Annotated in this window: 16 protein-coding genes; 9 read left to right on the top strand and 7 right to left on the bottom strand. The window is 70.1% G+C overall.

Annotation, left to right across the window (positions count from 1 at the left end; all coding sequences use genetic code 11):
* Positions 1-106 precede the first annotated feature (106 nt).
* A complete protein-coding gene (locus CIK71_RS07315; protein WP_096164541.1) occupies positions 107-1,792 on the top strand; it encodes a ribonuclease J in 1,686 nt (561 codons plus the stop codon).
* 63 nt (positions 1,793-1,855) lie between these two features.
* On the opposite strand, the gene CIK71_RS07310 is transcribed toward CIK71_RS07315, so the two are convergent.
* Positions 1,856-2,701: a helix-turn-helix domain-containing protein gene (locus CIK71_RS07310; RefSeq protein WP_096164540.1), complete on the bottom strand. Its 846-nt coding sequence runs from the start codon at positions 2,699-2,701 to the stop codon at positions 1,856-1,858.
* 55 nt (positions 2,702-2,756) lie between these two features.
* Here CIK71_RS07310 and CIK71_RS07305 point away from each other — a divergent pair, with 55 nt between their 5' ends.
* The gene (locus CIK71_RS07305) at positions 2,757-3,641 is read left to right on the top strand and encodes a phytanoyl-CoA dioxygenase family protein (protein WP_096164539.1); all 885 of its coding nucleotides are present in this window, start codon (positions 2,757-2,759) and stop codon (positions 3,639-3,641) included.
* A 50-nt stretch (positions 3,642-3,691) separates the two neighbouring features.
* Here the strand turns inward: CIK71_RS07305 and CIK71_RS07300 are convergent, their stop codons facing one another.
* Positions 3,692-5,284, bottom strand: coding sequence for an HNH endonuclease signature motif containing protein (locus CIK71_RS07300; protein ID WP_176485580.1), 1,593 nt, complete (start codon positions 5,282-5,284; stop codon positions 3,692-3,694).
* A 423-nt stretch (positions 5,285-5,707) separates the two neighbouring features.
* Between CIK71_RS07300 and CIK71_RS07295 the strand changes: the two genes are divergently transcribed.
* The gene (locus tag CIK71_RS07295; protein ID WP_096164572.1) at positions 5,708-6,199 is read left to right on the top strand and encodes a hypothetical protein; all 492 of its coding nucleotides are present in this window, start codon (positions 5,708-5,710) and stop codon (positions 6,197-6,199) included.
* A gap of 25 nt (positions 6,200-6,224) precedes the next feature.
* Here the strand turns inward: CIK71_RS07295 and CIK71_RS07290 are convergent, their stop codons facing one another.
* Together CIK71_RS07290 and CIK71_RS07285 are read right to left on the bottom strand one after the other, a co-directional pair.
* The gene (locus CIK71_RS07290) at positions 6,225-6,758 is read right to left on the bottom strand and encodes an AAA family ATPase (protein ID WP_096164537.1); all 534 of its coding nucleotides are present in this window, start codon (positions 6,756-6,758) and stop codon (positions 6,225-6,227) included.
* 63 nt (positions 6,759-6,821) lie between these two features.
* Complete coding sequence (locus tag CIK71_RS07285; RefSeq protein ID WP_245857374.1) at positions 6,822-8,390, bottom strand: hypothetical protein; 1,569 nt, start codon at positions 8,388-8,390, stop codon at positions 6,822-6,824.
* Positions 8,391-8,484: 94 nt separating this feature from the next.
* Between CIK71_RS07285 and CIK71_RS07280 the strand changes: the two genes are divergently transcribed.
* Entirely contained in the window at positions 8,485-9,000 is a 516-nt protein-coding gene (locus CIK71_RS07280; RefSeq protein WP_096164535.1) for a hypothetical protein, read from the top strand.
* Entirely contained in the window at positions 8,997-9,713 is a 717-nt protein-coding gene (locus tag CIK71_RS07275) for an HAD family hydrolase (protein ID WP_158541904.1), read from the top strand. Before CIK71_RS07280 ends, CIK71_RS07275 begins: the two co-directional genes overlap by 4 nt.
* A 4-nt stretch (positions 9,714-9,717) precedes the next feature.
* Here CIK71_RS07275 and CIK71_RS07270 read toward each other — a convergent pair whose 3' ends face one another.
* Positions 9,718-10,212: an HIT family protein gene (locus CIK71_RS07270; protein ID WP_245857372.1), complete on the bottom strand. Its 495-nt coding sequence runs from the start codon at positions 10,210-10,212 to the stop codon at positions 9,718-9,720.
* A complete protein-coding gene (locus tag CIK71_RS17685) occupies positions 10,203-10,370 on the bottom strand; it encodes a hypothetical protein (RefSeq protein ID WP_176485579.1) in 168 nt (55 codons plus the stop codon). The genes CIK71_RS07270 and CIK71_RS17685 overlap by 10 nt, the downstream gene beginning before the upstream one ends.
* A gap of 255 nt (positions 10,371-10,625) precedes the next feature.
* Between CIK71_RS17685 and CIK71_RS07265 the strand changes: the two genes are divergently transcribed.
* Complete coding sequence (locus tag CIK71_RS07265) at positions 10,626-11,762, top strand: dioxygenase family protein (RefSeq protein ID WP_096164571.1); 1,137 nt, start codon at positions 10,626-10,628, stop codon at positions 11,760-11,762.
* Positions 11,763-11,854: 92 nt separating this feature from the next.
* Here the strand turns inward: CIK71_RS07265 and CIK71_RS07260 are convergent, their stop codons facing one another.
* The gene (locus CIK71_RS07260; protein WP_096164532.1) at positions 11,855-14,080 is read right to left on the bottom strand and encodes a glycosyl hydrolase family 95 catalytic domain-containing protein; all 2,226 of its coding nucleotides are present in this window, start codon (positions 14,078-14,080) and stop codon (positions 11,855-11,857) included.
* A gap of 274 nt (positions 14,081-14,354) precedes the next feature.
* Here CIK71_RS07260 and CIK71_RS07255 point away from each other — a divergent pair, with 274 nt between their 5' ends.
* From CIK71_RS07255 to CIK71_RS07245, 3 genes are read left to right on the top strand one after another with little or no spacing between them, the layout of a single operon-like run.
* Positions 14,355-15,518, top strand: a complete 1,164-nt coding sequence (locus CIK71_RS07255) for a Gfo/Idh/MocA family protein (protein ID WP_096164531.1) — start codon at positions 14,355-14,357, stop codon at positions 15,516-15,518.
* 2 nt (positions 15,519-15,520) lie between these two features.
* A complete protein-coding gene (locus CIK71_RS07250) occupies positions 15,521-16,798 on the top strand; it encodes a DUF993 family protein (RefSeq protein ID WP_096164530.1) in 1,278 nt (425 codons plus the stop codon).
* Entirely contained in the window at positions 16,795-17,661 is an 867-nt protein-coding gene (locus CIK71_RS07245) for a sugar phosphate isomerase/epimerase family protein (protein ID WP_096164529.1), read from the top strand. The genes CIK71_RS07250 and CIK71_RS07245 overlap by 4 nt, the downstream gene beginning before the upstream one ends.
* Positions 17,662-17,667 lie beyond the last annotated feature (6 nt).

Here is a 17,667-nt window from a genome sequence, read left to right as displayed (position 1 = left end):
GCCTCTCCTGCCGTACCGTGAATGCTGTGAACGCTGCTGCGGCCCCTGCGCCGCGCGCGACACCCGACTCTTGAGACCCTGACCGTTCAACGATTGAGATTCCTCCATGCCCTCTCCCGCACGCAAGCTCACCGCACCCCCGCGCCTGGCCAAGCGAGGCATGCGCATCACCCCGCTCGGCGGCCTCGGCGAGGTCGGCCGCAACATGACGGTGTTCGAGCATGCCGGCAAGCTGATGATCGTCGACTGCGGCGTGCTCTTCCCCGAGGAGCACCAGCCCGGCATCGACGTGATCCTGCCGGACTTCACGTCCATCCGTGATCGCCTCGACGACATCGAGTGCATCGTCCTCACCCACGGCCACGAGGACCACATCGGCGGCGTCCCGTACCTGCTCAAGGAGCGGCCGGACATCCCCCTGATCGGCTCCGAGCTGACGCTCGCCTTCATCACGGCGAAGCTCAAGGAGCACCGCATCACGCCGAAGACCATCCAGGTCGAGGCCGGGGAGCACCGCAAGATGGGGTCGTTCGACCTCGAGTTCGTCGCGGTCAACCACTCGATCCCGGATGCCCTCGCGGTCATGATCCGCACCAAGGCCGGCTCCGTGCTGCACACCGGCGACTTCAAGATGGACCAGTTCCCGCTGGACAACCGCATCACCGACCTGCGCGCCTTCGCGCGGCTCGGCGAGGAGGGCGTGGACCTGTTCCTCACGGACTCCACCAACGCCGAGGTCCCCGGGTTCACGATGTCCGAGCAGGACCTCAACCCCGCGATCGACCGAGTGTTCACCACCTCCCCGCGACGGATCATCGTCTCCAGCTTCGCGAGCCACGTGCACCGCATCCAGCAGGTGCTCAACGCCGCCCACGCCAACGGTCGCAAGGTGGCCTTCGTGGGCCGCTCGATGGTGCGCAACATGGGGATCGCGCGCGACCTCGGCTACCTGGAGATCCCCAAGGGCCTCGTCGTCGACTTCCGCAAGATCCAGTCGATGCCGGACCACAAGATCACGCTGATCTGCACCGGTTCACAGGGTGAGCCGATGGCGGCGCTCGCGCGGATGGCCAACGGCGACCACCAGATCCAGGTCGGCGAGGGCGACACCGTGCTGATGGCGAGCTCGCTGATCCCCGGCAACGAGAACGCCATCTACGGGATCATCAACAAGCTCACCGACCTCGGCGCGAACATCGTCCACAAGGGCAACGCGAAGGTGCACGTCTCCGGCCACGCGAGCGCCGGCGAGCTCGTGTACTGCTACAACATCGTGCGCCCGAAGAACGTCATGCCGGTGCACGGCGAGTCCAAGCACCTGCACGCCAACGCCGAGCTGGCCCGTCGCACCGGTGTCCCGGAGAACCGCATCGTCGTGGGCCAGGACGGCGTCACCGTCGACCTGATCGACGGCCACGCGAAGATCTCGGGCAAGGTCGAGGCCGGACTGGTCTACGTCGACGGCCAGACCATCGGTGCGGCCACCGAGGACACGCTCGCAGAGCGTCGCCTGCTCAGCGGCGGGGGCGTGGTCACCGTCGTCGCGCTGATCGACCCCAAGACCAACCAGCCCACCGAGCCGCTGGAGTTCCTCACCAAGGGGTTCGTGCACGATGCACGCACCTTCGACGGTGCCGAGACCCAGGTGACCAAGGCGCTGGCCCGCGCGAAGCAGGACAAGATCGACGACATCGGCGAGATCGAGAACATCATCGTCGAGGCCGTCAGCAACTACCTGCGCCGCATCTACCGCCGCGAGCCCGCAGTGATGGCTGTGGTCGTCGACGCCTGATCGCGTCCGCCGGCAAGGCCCCTCCTGTCCCGCTGAGAGGTGAGACAGGAGGGGCCTTCGTCGTCAGCGGTGCTGGGCCCGATAGGCCGACGGGCTGGCGCCGTGCCGGCTGCGGAAGCGGCGCGAGAAGTACAGCGCGTCCTGGTAGCCGACGCGCCGGGCCACCTCCGCGACCGGTTCGCCCGTCATCTCCAGCAGCCGCGCCGCGAGCTCCATCCGCTGGTCCTGCACGTAGCGGGTGATGGACGTGCCCACCTGCTCGGTGAACAGGTGGGAGAGGCGTGAGGGCGAGAGGTGGGCGACGGCGGCGAGCTGCCTGACCTCGAGCTCCTCGGTGAGGTGCGCGTCGAGGTGCTCGAGGACCCGCAGCACCCGGTCGTCGAGCTGCTGTTGGCGCTGCCGCGGGTTCTGCGTGTCGTACCAGAGCAGAGCCGCCTCGATCCCGTTGAGGGCGAACAGCTCGGGGCGGCCGACGGCGAGGCGCGTGGCGCGGGCTGCGCTGCGCAGATGCTCCTGGACGCGGCCGGCCACCCCCGCCCCGAGCCGGATGCGGCCGACGCCGGGTGCCGCCTCGGGCCAGTCCAGCAGGGCGAGCCAGGTCGCGGGCGGGTGGACATGGCAGTACTGCAGGTGCCAGGTCCCGACGGTGGGATCGGTGCCGTAGTCGTGCAGCGCTCCGGGCCGCAGCAGCACGGCGTCGCCAGGGGCGGTGACCAGTGCCGTGCCGTCGGACGCGTGCACGATCCCGCCGCCGCCGACGGTGTGCAGCAGCAGCCAGTCCTCGGTGCCCCGGGAACGACGCACGCGATATGCGCTGTCCTGCTCGAACTCGCCGGCGAGCACCCGGCCCGTCCGGGGAGCAGGGACCTCGACCGCCGCCGCCTGGCGGGGCACAGCAGGATCGTCCATGTGCCCGCCCTCCGATCACCTGGTCCGTAGAGGTCCAGGGAACCAGACTGACAGCATGACCACCACCCAGCACACCACCCAGAACACACCCGTGGGCCCTCCGGACGTCTCCGAGGTGACCGGGCTCCAGCTGCTCGACGGAGCGGGCCCGGATGCTCGACAGCTCGCAGACGCCTATGAGCGCAACGGCGCCGTCCACCTGCGCGGAGTGCTCAGCGACGAGGAGGTCCGCGAGCTCCGCGACGTCTTCACCGGCCATATCGAGACCGACGGCAGCGGCGGGGCGTTCGACGAGACCGGCGAGGACGACCCGCTGCACGCCTACCCGCGGATGATCCAGCCCCACCGCGACGATCACCAGCCGGGTCGGCTCGCCCGCCGGTGGCTGCTCGAGCAGCGTGTGATGGGACGCGTGATCGAGGCGGTGGGCCCGGTGTGGGCGGCGCAGTCGATGTTCTACTTCAAGCCGGCCGGCGCCCGCGGCCAGGCGATGCACCAGGACAACTACTTCCTGCAGTCCCATCCCGAGACGTGCGTGGCGGCGTGGATCGCGGTCGATGACTGCGATGCCGAGAACGGTGCGCTGGGCGTTGTGCCCGGCACTCATCGCTATGAGATCGAGTGCCCCGAGGAGGCCGATGCGAGCGAGTCGTTCACGTCGATCACCGTGCGCATCCCCGAGCACCTCGGCGTCGTCCAGACCGACATGAAGGCGGGCGACATGCTCATCTTCCACGGCAGCCTGGTCCATGGGTCCCGGCCCAACACCAGCGCCGACCGCTTCCGGCGGTCGCTGATCTTCCACTACATCCCCGAGGGGAGCCACGAGGTGGCCGCCAGCTACCAGCCCCTGCTCGACGCTGCAGGTGACGAGGTCACGATCGAGAACTCCGAGTACGGCGGTCAGTGCGGCGAGGGCTGGGTGCCGCTGAACCACTGAGCTGCTGAACCACTGAGCTGCTGAATCACGGCGGCTTGCGGCGATGCGGCTCAGTACGTCGGGTCGGGGTATGACTCCGGGTCGAAGGGCGGTGCAGCGTCGACGGGCGCTGCTGCCTCGACGGGCGGGGCTGGATCAGCGTCCTGGAGCAGGCCTCGGGTCCGGGCGCTGTCCCACATCATCATCTCGTCGTAGAACTCCCACGAACGTTGCAGGGCATCGGCGAGCTCAGGCGTCAGCAGGTCCCGGTTCGGGTGCGTGGTGAGGCGTGCTTGCCCGCCGATGTACCAGGTAGTGGTTCCATCGGGCTCGCGGACGGGATCGAGCAGTCCCCGGGTCTTCATGTCATGGTGAGTCCAGCACAATCGGTGGAGATTCTCTATCGAGGTCTGTCCGCCTTGTTCCGGATATCGATGATTATATTCTTCGATGTGGTCGGCTTCGCCGACGGTGCATACATTTCGTGTACAGCCCGGAACAGCACATACCGGATCGAGAAGGCGAAGATGCTCTCTCATCGTGGCTGTCGGAGAGTATCGCGAGGGCGGTAAGGGGAGGAAAGCCCCGCTGGTGGGATCGGTGAGGATCCGGTACCAGGTGGATTCGTCGGCCGCGAGATGCCGAGCCAGACGGGCCGGCAGCGGGATCGTGCCGTCGATGGTGCCGGGGGCATCGGTCTCCCCGAGCAGGGTCAGCGCGGGGACGACCACCTGCAGCCGGAGGCGGCTCTGCGGCACCTCGATGCCGCCGGTATCGAGCATCGTGCGGGACACGATGGCGTAGCGCAGGGCGGCGAGCGTCATCTGGCGGCCGTCCCGAGCGACGTCTCCGTCGATGTCGAAGGGGGCGGGCCGGTTCTCCTCGAGGGCTCTGCGCTGCTGGCTCTGGACCTCGCGGGCGGCGAGATCCAGTCGGCGCGTGAAGCCGAGGATCTCGTGGATCGGGCCGGTGATGACGACGCGTGCGGTGCCGTCATGGTCCGGATTCAGCTGGAGTGCGACGTCCCTCTGCTCCGCCGGGGTGGCGTGCACGGCGGCAGCGCCGAACCAGGCGACCAGCTTCCCCAGCTCGCGCGTGAACCGGTCGCAGGGGATGTTCGCCAGGTCCCACCGGGAGACCCGGTCGTCGACCTGTATGCACTGGTCAGGGGTCAGTCGGCGGACTCGACGAAGGAGCAGCTCGAACCAGGTGACCGGGAGATCGCCCACTTCGAGGCGGGCAAGCGTCATCGGAAGGGCGGTGACCGCGGTGCAGGCGTCGTGCAGCAGGGCCCGGGCCTGGTGGAGGGTGATGCGGCGTGCGTCGGCGATGAGGATCACGTAGAGCTCGCCGCCGTCGGGGTCTTCGTCGGAGTCATCCCAGAGGGCTGCGAGCTTCCGCAGACGCTCCGCATAGGCGCGGGCCTCGTCACGAAGCGTGGAGAAGAGGTCGTGGGCGATGAGGACCTCGGTGCATCCGGGCTCGACATAAGAACGGGCGGCGAAGTCTTTCGGGTCCAGTGGCTTGCGCGCGAGGACCTCCTTGCGGGGAGGTTCGATGCCGCGTGCAGGCCCGGGCGCGGGGACGGGTGCCTGTGCCGATTCGGGGGCGCGGCTGAGGGCGGGGTCAGGGGCGGCGACGTCGGTCGCGGAACTCGTCTCCACCGGCGGACGGAATGCAGAATACGTTGACATTTCTCCACCCCGTTTCGCGTGATAGTGCAGTTTTTGATGTGGTCGTTGTCAGTCTTCCTTCAGTATATGAGCCGACACGGCGTAACGCGAGGGTAAGAACGCAAGGGAGCGAAAATGTGGATAACTCTGGGCGGTGGAGGAAGGGTGGTTGAGCTGAGTGTGGATAACTGCCCGCGGTGGAGGAAAGGTTCATGACGAAATAGTGGATAACCGTCTGCTGTGGAGGAGAGGTGCGCCGGAAACGGGCGCGGCGGCCTCTGCCTGCAGCCGCCCGCCGGGTCGGGTCGGGTCGGGCTGAGCCCGCCCGCCCGGGGTCCTCCGCGTCGTGCCTCCTCGGTCTCAGTTGCCCGCTGGGGCTCCCGAGCGCGATCACGGCACGGAAGAATGATGGGCATGCCTCACGCTCTCGACTCCCCTCGCGTTCCCGGAGCACTCGCGAAGGAAGCTCTGCCCTTCCGCGGGGTCGCCCTGGCCTGGGTGATCACCGGAGGTCTGGTCGCCGCGGTGACGGGCCCGCTGGGTCTTGACCACGGCTCCTGGTGCGCTGCATTCCAGGTGCTGGTCGGAGGAGTGCTGCAGGCTGGGCTCGGGGTGGCGCAGAGTGCGCTCGCTGGGCGGCCGATCTCGCGCCGAGTGCTCGCCGCCGAGCTGCTGACCTGGAACCTGGGCTGCCTGGCGGTCATCGCCGGCACGGTGCTCGCCGCGCCGCTGATCGTCGACGCCGGCGGGCTGCTGCTGGTGGTCGCGATGGCCTTCATGATCCGGGCGGTGGGCCGAGGGGCGAAGGGGCCCGCCTGGGCGCTGTGGACCTACCGCGCGTTCCTGGTGCTGGCGTTCGTGAGCATCCCGATCGGGCTGTTCCTGGCCCACACTCGGGCCGGCTGACTCCCAGCTCAGGAGGGACGCCGAGCTAGCTGGGCTCCCAGTCCAGCACGTCCTGGACGAGCAGCCCGCTGGGACGCGCGCTGTCCAGACGCAGGACGGGCTTCCCGAGAGCGCCGAGCCATGTCTCGTGGGCGGACCGGCTGCGACCGGTGAACGTCGGATCGTCATATCCGAGCGCCCATCGACGGAACTTCTCCCATGCGGCCACGTCGACCGGCTGTCCTTCTCGTCGGACGCTCTCCCGGTTCTCGAGGCGCCGCAGCCGTTCCGTCGGATCCAGCGTCAGGAACACGACCGCATCGCACCGCTCGATGACGCTCTCTCCCCAGCCGAGCATCGACCCGGACAGCACCCATGCTTCGCGTGGCGCGAACACGTCGTGCATGAGCGCGAGGCGCTCCGGAGCAGGACGCTTGTCGGTATACGGAGGGGACGTCGGCACCCAGAAGTAATCGTCCGCATCGGCGTGCGGCACCGACCAGTGATCGGCCAGAGCGCGGGCGAGCGTCGTCGTCCCGGAGCCGCTGGCCCCCATGACATGGATGCGGGAGCGCTGCATGGCTCTAGTGTCGCTTCGCTGCTCGGTCTCTGACACCGAGGCGACCCGAGTGCCCGCGCGCACTCACTGGTACGACACGAACCATGGGCGCGGCTCGACCTCGTAGGTCTGCTCCGGGGAGAACGTCGGGGTGTCCTCGTCGTAGAAGTTCTTCCACGCCATGAAGACCCCGTCGGGCAGATCGGTCTGCAGGGCGTTCCAGGTCTCGAGCTTGGCGTCGGGAGTGCCATGCCCGTCGGCGTGCACCGTGACGGCGAGCTCCGGATGCGAGGCGTCGATGTCCTGCCGGTCCGTGATCATCGAGAGGCTGAACTGGTGGAGGATGAACGCCTTCTGCGGGAGGTCGTTCTCCGTGGTGAGGTCCGCGAGCCACTGGGCGGTCTCGTCGACCTCCTCGGCGGAGACCGAGCCGATCTGGGCCAGATGCTTCTGGCCGGGCTCCAGCCGCCATTCGGCATCGAGCGCGAGGCCCACGTGCGGCTCCTTGAGCAGGTCCTCGTACTGCTTGGCCTGCGTGAGGAAGTCCGTGGTGCCGGGCTGGAGGTCCAGGACGACGTACACCCCGGCCTCGCCCGCCGCGTCGACCCATTCGCGGATCGTCTCGGGGTCGAGCTCGCTCGAATAGTTCCCGTCGGCCCCCGGTTCGGAGGAGGCGACCGTGGTGATGATCTCGAACGCCGGGACGACGGGCTCGTCGGTCAGCGGCGCGTAGTCCTCGGCGAGGCCCTTCACCCGCTCGATGGAGGCGTCGAGGTCCTGCTCACCGAGGATCCCGAGCGAAGGAATCCCGGGGGAGCCGTACGCCGCGATCATGCGCCGGCCCGGGAAGACCGTCTGGCCGCCGCCGGGCAGCTCGGGGGCCGTCACGGCCGTGTGCAGGGTGGGGGCCCACTGGTCGGCCGGCCCGAAGGTGCCGCCGAGGGCGAGCATGCCGGCCGACGGATCGTCCCCGACGGCCTCCTTCGTCGCCGCGACGCTGTCGCTGCTGCGGCCGGGATCACCACCGGGGATCTCGGTGACGGTGCCGCCGGCTGCGGCGATCTCCGCGCGGGCGACCGTCTGGGCGGTGCCCTCCTGCGAGGGGTCGACGAACATCGAGACCGCGAAGGCGTCCTCGTCCTCGTCGGCCGACGGGACCTCCTTCTGCGCGTCCTCGTCGGCGGGATCGATCTCGACCACGTCGAGGTCGTCCCCGAGGGCCGAGAGGTCGGTGCCCTCCGCTGTGACGACGGTGGTCGCGCCGAGACGCTGGAGCTCGTCGGCGACCGCCTGGTCGGTGCCGATCAGCAGCGGGAGGCCGGCGGCGGAGGCCACGGCCGCGAGGGGCTCGGCGGTGTCCTCGGTGGCGATCACGGCACCCTCGGCCGAGGTGAACAGGGTCGAGCTCAGGGCGAGGGCGGTCTCCGCGCCGTCCCCGTCAGGCACCACGGTCGATGCGGGTGCCGTGTCGACGATGTCCACCGTGAGGCCGTCCTCCCCGAAGACGCAGGCCCCGAGGCCCACGACCAGCGCCGCGACCGCAGTCACCGAGGCAGACGTCCGCACGAAGGTGGCGCGTCGGCCCGGGCCCATGCTCGTGCGGTCGGGGGAGGGGAGGGTCTGGTGAGCTCGCATGTTCTGGTTCGGTGCCACGGACCCAGACTGCCGTGCCGGGGCCCCATCGGGCGAATGACGTGGCCGCGGGCGGACACCTTCCCTTCCGCAGGGCGCCGGGGATACTGGGCGGATGACGGAGACTGATCTGCACCTGATGCTCGGCGGACGCTCCCGGGACGAGCTGCGATCGATGCTGGCGGCCCAGGGGGTCAAGCTGAACGGGTACGCGGAGGAGCTGCTCACGCACAGCAGCGTCGATGCCCACGCCCCGCAGGCTGTCGTGCTCACGCAGCGCACCGTGGCCGAGCTCGGGCTGCCCCGCGGAGGGACCCTGCCGCAGATCTTCACCGCCTGTGAGGAGAGGGGCCTCCTGCCGTGCCCGCTGGAGACAGGCCCCTACCTGCGGCTCGCGCTGAGCGATCAGGAGCAGGCGCCTGACTCCGTGCTGTCCGCCGGCCGGGTCCCGACCGGATCGCTCCACGTCCTCTCGGCACCGCTCAGCGAGGATCACGAGGTGCCCAAGGGCTTCTATCTCCGGGTCGTCGACGGGGTCGGGTGGCTGCGGGGGTATCGCTGCGACGACGAGTACGTGCTGCCGCCCGAGAGCGCACTGGCGCTTCGTCGGCCGACGACGGAGGAGCTGTGAGCGACGGTCGACCCGCCAGAATTCTTGCCCGGGCCGTGGTGGTGGACCTCGACGACACCCTGTTTGACCATCGGGAGTCGGCTCGACGTGGCCTGGCGCGGCTGATCCACGAGCTCGGCGGGACGGCCACGGCGGAGATCATCGATACCGCAGAGATGACAGCGGAGCGGCTCATGGGCCGCCGTCGCGCAGGCGAGATCGGCCGGGCCGACTACCGACGGCTACGGATCCGGCATCTCCTGGCCGATATCGATCAGCGCCTCGAGGCGGGGCGCCTGGAGGACGAGCAGTGCGATCTGCTCTACGAGAGGTTCCTCGAGGTGTACGAGGAGGAATGGGTGGGCTTCGCCGATGCCGTCCCCATGCTGCGAGGTCTGCACGACCGGCGCATCCCGGTCGCAGTTCTCACCAACGGACCCGAAGAACGACAGCAGCGTAAAGCCCGTGTGCTCGACCTCGAGCCCTGGGCGCTCGGCGTCTGGACGAGTGAGCGTCTTGCGGCGAAGAAACCTGAGGCGAGCACGTACCTGACGGTGTGCGGGGCACTCGGCATCGAACCCGGTGCGGTTCTCCATATCGGCGACAACGTGGAGCATGACCTGCACGGAGCCCGGGCTGCTGGATTGCAGGCCCTGCACCTCGATCGGGGGCAGGCGTTCGCGGAGTCATCGCAGCGGATCACGACCCTGGACGCCGTGCTCGGCATGCTCTGACGATTCAGACGGCCGCCAGGGCCTCGAGCGCCGCGATGAGCTCGACGCGCAGGCCGTCGTGCTGCCTGGAGAGCTGCGTGGTGGGATCCGACCACCGCTCGCGAGGATGGAGCCAAACGGGCTTGGTGACGATGTCGGCGGGTTCCCAGTCGTAGCGGGGCCAGACGTGGGCGTGGAGGAAGGCGTCCGTGTTCCCGAGGATCTCCAGGTTGACACGGCGGAACGCCGCATCGCGCGCAGAGCACACCCGTTCCACGGCCTCGCCGAGCAGGTCCATGCTCGTCAGGAACTCGGCGCGTTCCGATCGAGGCAGGTCGGAGAGACGATCCGCACCGGGCCGATCGGTGAGCAGCACGCTGTATCCGGGGAGGAACTGCACGTCACCGATGACGGCGAAGCCACCGGACAGGCGAGTGAGCACCGTCGGGTTCTCTCCGGCCAGGGCGCTGCCGACCCGGTCCTGGCGCCACTGGGACCCTGGGCCCGGCACTACGCCCACGGCTCCAGCTCGTCCGCACGGAAGTACATCTGCTGCGCACCGCCGAACCGCACCAGGTAGGTGCCATCGTCCTCGCGGAGGAAGACGACCGTTCCGTACTGATGCGTCATCGGCCCGTCCTTCGCTCGGACGCCGTCCCCGATCGCGTACTCGTCCATGGTTCTCCTCCGTCGACTCGTCATGGCCGGAATCGACCGCTGACACCAGGATCCCGCAGAGGAGGCCGGTTCGGGCGGGAGAGGTGCCTCCGGATCCGATTCAGGGCAAGTCCTCATCCGAGACATAGGAACGGCATAGCTTCCGTTCCTAGTGCCCTCGGCATGAGCACCGGAACCACGTCCGGGAGAGCCCACCCGCAGCGGTGGGTCCCGCTCTCCATCTCCACCCTCGCACCGTCTCGAGAGGACCCGATCATGCCCCGTCCCGACCTGCACCGCACCGATCTGCACCGCACCGATCTGCACCCCACCGACCCGCACGACACCCGCCGTCGCGCCTTCCCCGCCGCCTCCGAGGGCGACGACTCTCCGCATGCCGCGAACAGATCGAGCACCTGGCATGGGCGGCCGCTGGACCGGCCCGGGGAGGACGTCGAGGACCAGGGGCTCGCCTTCGATCTGGGCACGCTCGTCACGCGGCGCCGCACCTTCGGCGCGCTCGGGACCGGCGCCGCGGCGATGGTGCTCGCGGCCTGCGGCACGGGATCCGAGGACTCCGCGAGCGGTGGCACCACGTCCGCGTCCGACGGCGGCGGCGACACCGCCAGCTCCGGGGAGGAGATGCCCACCGAGACCGCCGGCCCGTATCCCGGTGACGGCTCCAACGGGGCCGACGTGCTGGAGATCAGCGGCGTCGAGCGCAGCGACATCACGTCCAGCATCGATACGGACACGACCGCCGAGGGCACGCCGATCACCCTGACGATGACCGTCACGGACCTCGCCGAGGACGGTGCCGCGATGACCGGCGCTGCCGTGTACGTGTGGCACTGCGACGCCGAGGGCGAGTACTCGATGTACGGCGACGGGCTCGAGGACGAGACCTATCTGCGTGGCGTGCAGGTGGTGGGCGACGACGGCACCGTCACCTTCACCTCGATCTTCCCGGGCTGCTACTCGGGCAGGTGGCCTCACATCCACTTCGAGGTGTTCCCGGACATCGACTCGATCACCGACGCGGGCAACGCGGTCCTCACCTCTCAACTGGCCCTGCCGGAGGACGTCAGCACCGACGTCTACTCGTCATCTCTCTACGACGGCTCCGCGCAGAACCTGGACGCCATCACGCTCGAGAGCGACAACGTCTTCTCCGACGGCTGGGACCTGCAGCTCGCGACCGTCACCGGCGACGTCGACGCCGGCTACCAGGTGAGCATCGACGTCCCGATCGACACGAGCACGGAGCAGGAGGCGCCGGAGCAGCCCGGCGGTGAGGGACCGGGCGGCCCCGGCGCGTCGGATGGCGGCGGCGCACCTCCCGCAGGGGGAGCGGGTGAGCCACCGGAGGGCGCGCCCGACATGCCGTCCGACGGGGGCTCCGACCAGGGGTGACCCCATATCGATCCGGCTGCCGACGGGCGACGCGTCCGGGCCGATGCGGTAGACCGGCCGGTCGGACTCAGGCGAGCTGTTCGAGAGCGAACTCAGCGCAGTGCCGCGACGTCGACCTCCACCGTCTGCGTGTCGGGCAGGTCGATGGTCATCGCACGTTCCCCGAGACGTATCCGGTGCGTGCCCAGCGCGCCCGGGCCGACGGCGCGCAGGCTCAGGGCGGTGAGCGCGCCATCGCTCCAGGCCATGTCGACCTCCACGCCGGGTCGGGCACGCAGGGCGCGCACGGAGCCGGTCGCCAGGATCGGAGCCGGGGCCGGCAGCAGCTCGATCTCCCTGCGATGGCTCTGGATCAGGCATTCGGCGATCGCCGCGACGATGCCGATGTTGCCGTCGATCTGGAACGGGGGATGGGCCGAGAACAGGTTCGGGTAGAGCCCGCTGCGCTCGCCGGCCTCGGTCTCGGCGGGCCGCAGGAACAGCTGCAGCAGGTCCTGGACCTTGTCGGGGCGATGCAGGCGCGCCCACAGCGAGGTCTTCCAGGCGAGGGACCAGCCGGTGGCCTCGTCGCCACGGGCCTCCATCGACGCGGTCACCGCCTCCGACAGCTCCGGGGCGAGGTGCTGTGCGCCGGGGTACTCGAATCCCAGGTGGGAGACATGGCGATGGGCTGGCTCGACCTCGTCCGCACCGTCCCGGTGCCACTCCAGGATGCGGCCGTCGGCCCCGATCCGCGGGCCGGGGATCCGCGTGAGCGCGGCGGCCGCTCGGCGCACCACGTCGTCATCCGTGACGCCCAGCAGCTCGGCCTTTGCGACGAGGGACTCGAAGACCTCGCGCAGCAGCCACCGGTCCATCCCGGAGCTCTCGGTGAGTGCGACGGGGGCCCCGTCGGTCGTGATCCACTCGTTCTCCGGCGAGGTGGAGGGGAAGGTGACCAGCGTGCCGTCCGGCCCCTCGTGCAGCAGGTCCAGGGCGAAGGTCGCAGCCTCCCGCAGGGCCGGCAGACGGTGCTCGGCGAGCACGGCAGGGTCCTCGCCGCTGAAGGAGGCGAGCGAGTCGAGCTCGCGCTCGAGCCACAGCCCGCCCATCGGCCAGGTCGCCCACTTCGGGTCGCCCGCGACCGGATCGGTGTACCCCCAGGGGTCGGAGTTGTGGTGCACGGTCCAGCCGCGTGCCCCGTACAGGCGCCGGGCGGTCTCCCGGCCGGCCTGCCGGAGCATCGCGACGTAGCCCTCGAGCGCCTCGGCGGCCCCGGGGACGTGCGCGACGCCTGCGGCCCAGTGGTTCATCTCCAGGTTGATGTTCACCGTGTAGTTCGAGTTCCACGGCGCGAGCACCTGCTGGTTCCAGATGCCCTGCAGGTTCGCGGGCGGCAGCCCCGCTCGGGACGAGGCCGCGAGCAGATGGCGACCGTAGGCGAACATGGTGGACAGCAGCTCGGACTTGGCGGAGCCGGTCAGCTCGAGGCCGACGGCGTCCGCTCCCGGCAGCGGGGTTCCCTCGTGCCGCTGACGCAGCTCGCGCTCGCCGCGGACCAGCGCGGCCTCCGCCTGCGCGGTCGCGTCCGTGAGCGCCTCGGCGACGGGACGGTCCGGCTGCTCGCCGAGCCCCTGCCAGGTGGTGGCGATCGCGCAGACGACGAGCAGCCGTCCGTGCTCGACGCGCGTGCGCACGACGACCGCGGCGCGGCTCGCGCCCGCGGGATCCCAGGCGAGCTCGGCCATGTCGTCGTGGCGGGTGGGGACGCCGTCCGACGGGGCGCGCAGCACCGTGGTGAGCCCGTGCTCATCGACCTGCCGCCGCTCCTCCACCAGGGGCGAGGTGAACTCGAGCGCCGTCGGGGCGCCCGGGGCGACGGGCGCCGCGTGCACCAGGACGTCGTCGGCCACGCTCACGAAGGTCAGGTGCTCGCCGGCCTCCGTGCGGACCGAGTGCTCCGCACGGGCGAGATCGAGGGCGCGTTCGCCGCCGTCGCCGACGTCGCCGGTGGTCGCCACGACTAGCTCTCCGACCGGCTGGTAGGCCTGTGACCAGGAGGAGCCGAGCCCCTCGAGCGTCGCCTGCGCCTCGGCGACCTGCCCGGCGAGGAACTGCGCCCGAGCCCGCTCGCGGATCCCCGTCGCGTCCTCGGCGGAGGTGTTCCAGTGCTGCGTGGTGGTGGGGGAGCCGGACCACAGCGTGGACTCGTTGAGGCTGAAGCGAGCCCGTTCGGGATCGCCCCAGACCATCGCACCGATCCGACCATTGCCGAGCGGGAGCGCCTCGAGCCAGCGGGTGGCGGGGCAGGAACGGCGGATGAGCGTGCTCGATGACATGGGGGCGTCCTTGCGGGAGCGGGAGCGGTAGGGGTGCGGTGCTCGCAGAGCGGGGAGGACTGCTCGCCGCTGCGAATCATCCTAGGTCTGAGGGTGGGAGGTGTCGAGGGTGTGTCCGCTCCGACAAGCGCTTGCCCGCACGCGCCGAACATGCTTGACTGGATCCCAGGAAAGCGGTTGCCTCAGGATGGCAGCGGTCGACGCAGACCGCGTGCGCCGCCGAGCCGCCGCCCGGGACCCGGGCGACCCACACGAACCACAGGAGCACGGACACATGGCAGAACGCAGGATCGGGATCATCGTCAACGGGGCCACCGGCCGCATGGGGTATCGCCAGCACCTGGTGCGCTCCCTGCTCGCGATCCAGGAGCAGGGCGGCGTGGAGCTCGCCGACGGTGACCGGCTGGTCCCCGATCTGCTGCTGGTGGGCCGCAACGAGGAGAAGCTGGCCGCGGTCGCCGAGCGCCACGGCCTGGCGAACTGGACCACCGACGTGGAGGAGGCGCTGGACAACGACGACTACGAGGTCTACTTCGACGCGCTGGTGACGAACCTGCGCGTGGAGAACCTCAAGAAGGCCATCGCTGCCGGCAAGGCCATCTACACCGAGAAGCCCACCGCCGAATCCTTCGAGGACGCGCTCGAGCTGGCGCGCCTGGCCAGGGAGCACGGCACCGTCAACGGCGTCGTGCACGACAAGCTCTACCTCCCCGGCCTGCTCAAGCTGCGCCGCCTCATCGACTCCGGCTTCTTCGGCGAGATCCTCTCCGTGCGCGGCGAGTTCGGGTACTGGGTCTACGAGGGCGACTGGCAGGAGGCCCAGCGCCCCTCCTGGAACTACCGCACCGAGGACGGAGGCGGCATCGTCGCAGACATGTTCCCGCACTGGAACTACGTCATCGAGGAGCTGTTCGGCCGCATCGAGGACGTCTACGCCCAGACCGCCACCCACATCGGGCGGCGCTGGGACGAGAAGGGCGAGCAGTACACGGCGACCGCCGATGACGCGGCCTACGGGGTGTTCCGTCTCGAGGGCGGCACCGTCGTGCAGATGAACTCCAGCTGGGACGTGCGCGTGCACCGCGACGAGCTGGTCGAGTTCCAGGTCGACGGCACCAAGGGCTCGGCCGTCGTGGGGCTGCACGGCGCACACATCCAGCCGCGTGAGGCGACCCCGAAGCCGGTGTGGAACCCCGACGTCAAGGATCCGCACAACTACTACGACGACTGGATCGAGGTACCCGACAACGAGCAGTTCGACAACGGCTTCAAGGTGCAGTGGGAGGACTTCCTGCGCCACCTGGCGGAGGGGGTCGAGCGGTCCTCGTATCCCTTCGACTTCCTCTCCGGCGCACGCGGAGTCCGCCTCGCCGAAGCCGGTCTCACCAGCTCGGCCGAGGGCCGCCGCATCTCGCTCGACCCGCTGACGGAGGCCTGAGCATGACCGACGCACTGCAGCTCACCCTGCTGGACGAGGACGGCTCGCTGCGCCGGATCGCCGTGGACGAGGCGGCCGCCTTCGCGCGTCCCACCTCCCCGCTGCGCTCTCGCGTGGTCTACGCCGCCGTGCACGTCGTGCCGCAGGCGCACGGCGACAACACCCCCGGCGCCCCGGCGGACATCGACTGGGACGCGACGCTCGCCTTCCGGCGCACCATGTGGTCGCGCGGCCTCGGGGTGGCCGACGCGATGGACACCGCCCAGCGCAACATGGGCCTGGACCCGGCCGCGACCCGCGAGCTGATCGCCCGCACGGCCGACGCCGCCCGCGAGGCGCTGGAGGACCCGCAGATCGCGGCGGTCTTCCCCGACGGGGCGGGCGTGCGCGATCTCGTCGTCGCCGGGGTCTCCACCGACCAGCGCAGCGAGCACGAGCTCAGCCTGGACCAGATCGTCGAGGCCTACCGCGAGCAGCTCGAGGCCACCGAGGCCACGGGCGCGGGCGCGGTGCTGATGGCCAGCCGCCATCTGGCCCGCGTCGCGACCAGCGCCGCCGAGTACGAGGACGTCTACCGCCGCGTGCTGGACGCCGCCACCGAGCCCGTCGTGCTGCACTGGCTGGGCACCGCCTTCGATCCTCAGCTGGAGGGTTATTTCGGAGACGCCGACACGAGCGTCGCCGCGAAGACCCTGCTCCGGATCATCGAGGCGGACCCGGCGAAGATCCGCGGCGTGAAGATGAGCCTGCTGGACGACGCCGCCGAGATCGCCGTGCGCGAAAAGCTCCCGGCCGGCGTGCGGATGCTCACCGGCGACGACTTCCACTTCTCCCATCTCATCGTGGGCGACGGCACCGGCACCACCGAACCCGGCGCGGCGCAGGTGCCCGGCGAGTACTCCGACGCCCTGCTCGGCGCCTTCGCGGCGACCGCCCCGGCGGCGTCGGCCGCGGTGCAGGCGCTGGACGCCGGCGACCCCGAGGAGGCACGACGCATCCTGGATGCCTCCGAGGAGCTGGGCCGGCACGTGTTCTCCACGCCCACCTTCCACTACAAGACCGGCGTCGCCTTCCTGGCCTGGCTCAACGGTCACCAGAGGGCGTTCACGATGGTGGGCGGCATGCATTCCGCCCGCAGCCTCCCGCACCTCTCGCGCGCCATCGAGCTCGCCGCCACCACCGGCAACCTCGAGGACCCGGCGCTGGCCGCCGAGCGCTGGCACGCGATGCTGCGTCTGGCCGGCTATGACATCCCGATCCTGGACGGAGCCACCGCATGAACACCCCGCACACCCCCCATGCCTCGCTGGCGGCCCCGCGCCTGTCGATCAACCGCTGGACCTGCCGCAGCACCCCGATCCAGGAGTTCCTCGAGGCCACCGCAGCGCGCGACATCGAGGCCGTGGGCCTGTGGCGCCAGGACGTCGAGGAGATCGGGGTCGACGCCCTGAAGCGACGGGCGGACGACGCGGGCCTGCGCGTGAGCAGCCTGTGCCGCGGCGGCTTCCTCACGGCGGCCGACGAGTCCGCACGCGCCGCGTCCCTGGAAGAGAACCGTCGGGCGATCGACGAGACCGCGGCACTCGGTGCGCCGACGCTCGTGATGGTCGTCGGCGGGATCACGCAGGAGGACAAGGACATAGCCGGCGCCCGCGCCCGGGTCGCCGAGAACATCGCGACGCTGGCCCCCTATGCGGAATCCGCCGGGGTGACCCTCTCGCTCGAGCCGATGCACCCGATGTTCACCGCGGACCGCGCCGTGATCGCCACCCTCGACCAGGCGCTCGACATCGCCGAGGGCACCGGCAGCGACGCCGTCGGCGTCATCGTGGACACCTATCACGTGTGGTGGGACCCGACGCTCGAGCAGGCCATCTCCCGGGCCGGGCGGAGCGGGCGGCTCTTCAGCTACCAGGTGTGCGACTGGAACCTGCCGCTCGCCGCCGAGCCGCTGTTCTCCCGCGGCTACATGGGGGACGGCTACATCGACTTCCCCGCGATCACCCGGATGGTCGAGGCCGCCGGGTACACCGGCGACATCGAGGTCGAGATCTTCAACGAGGACGTGTGGGCGACGCCCGCGCATGAGGCGATCGGCATCGTGAGGCAGCGGTACGAGGAACTCGTGCTGCCGTACGCGTGAGCGGAG

The sequence above is a fragment of the Brachybacterium alimentarium genome (genome assembly GCF_002332425.1).
GTDB lineage: Bacteria > Actinomycetota > Actinomycetes > Actinomycetales > Dermabacteraceae > Brachybacterium > Brachybacterium alimentarium.
Note: the sequence above shows the minus strand (reverse complement) of the source record. Positions and strands in the feature narration are given on the sequence as shown.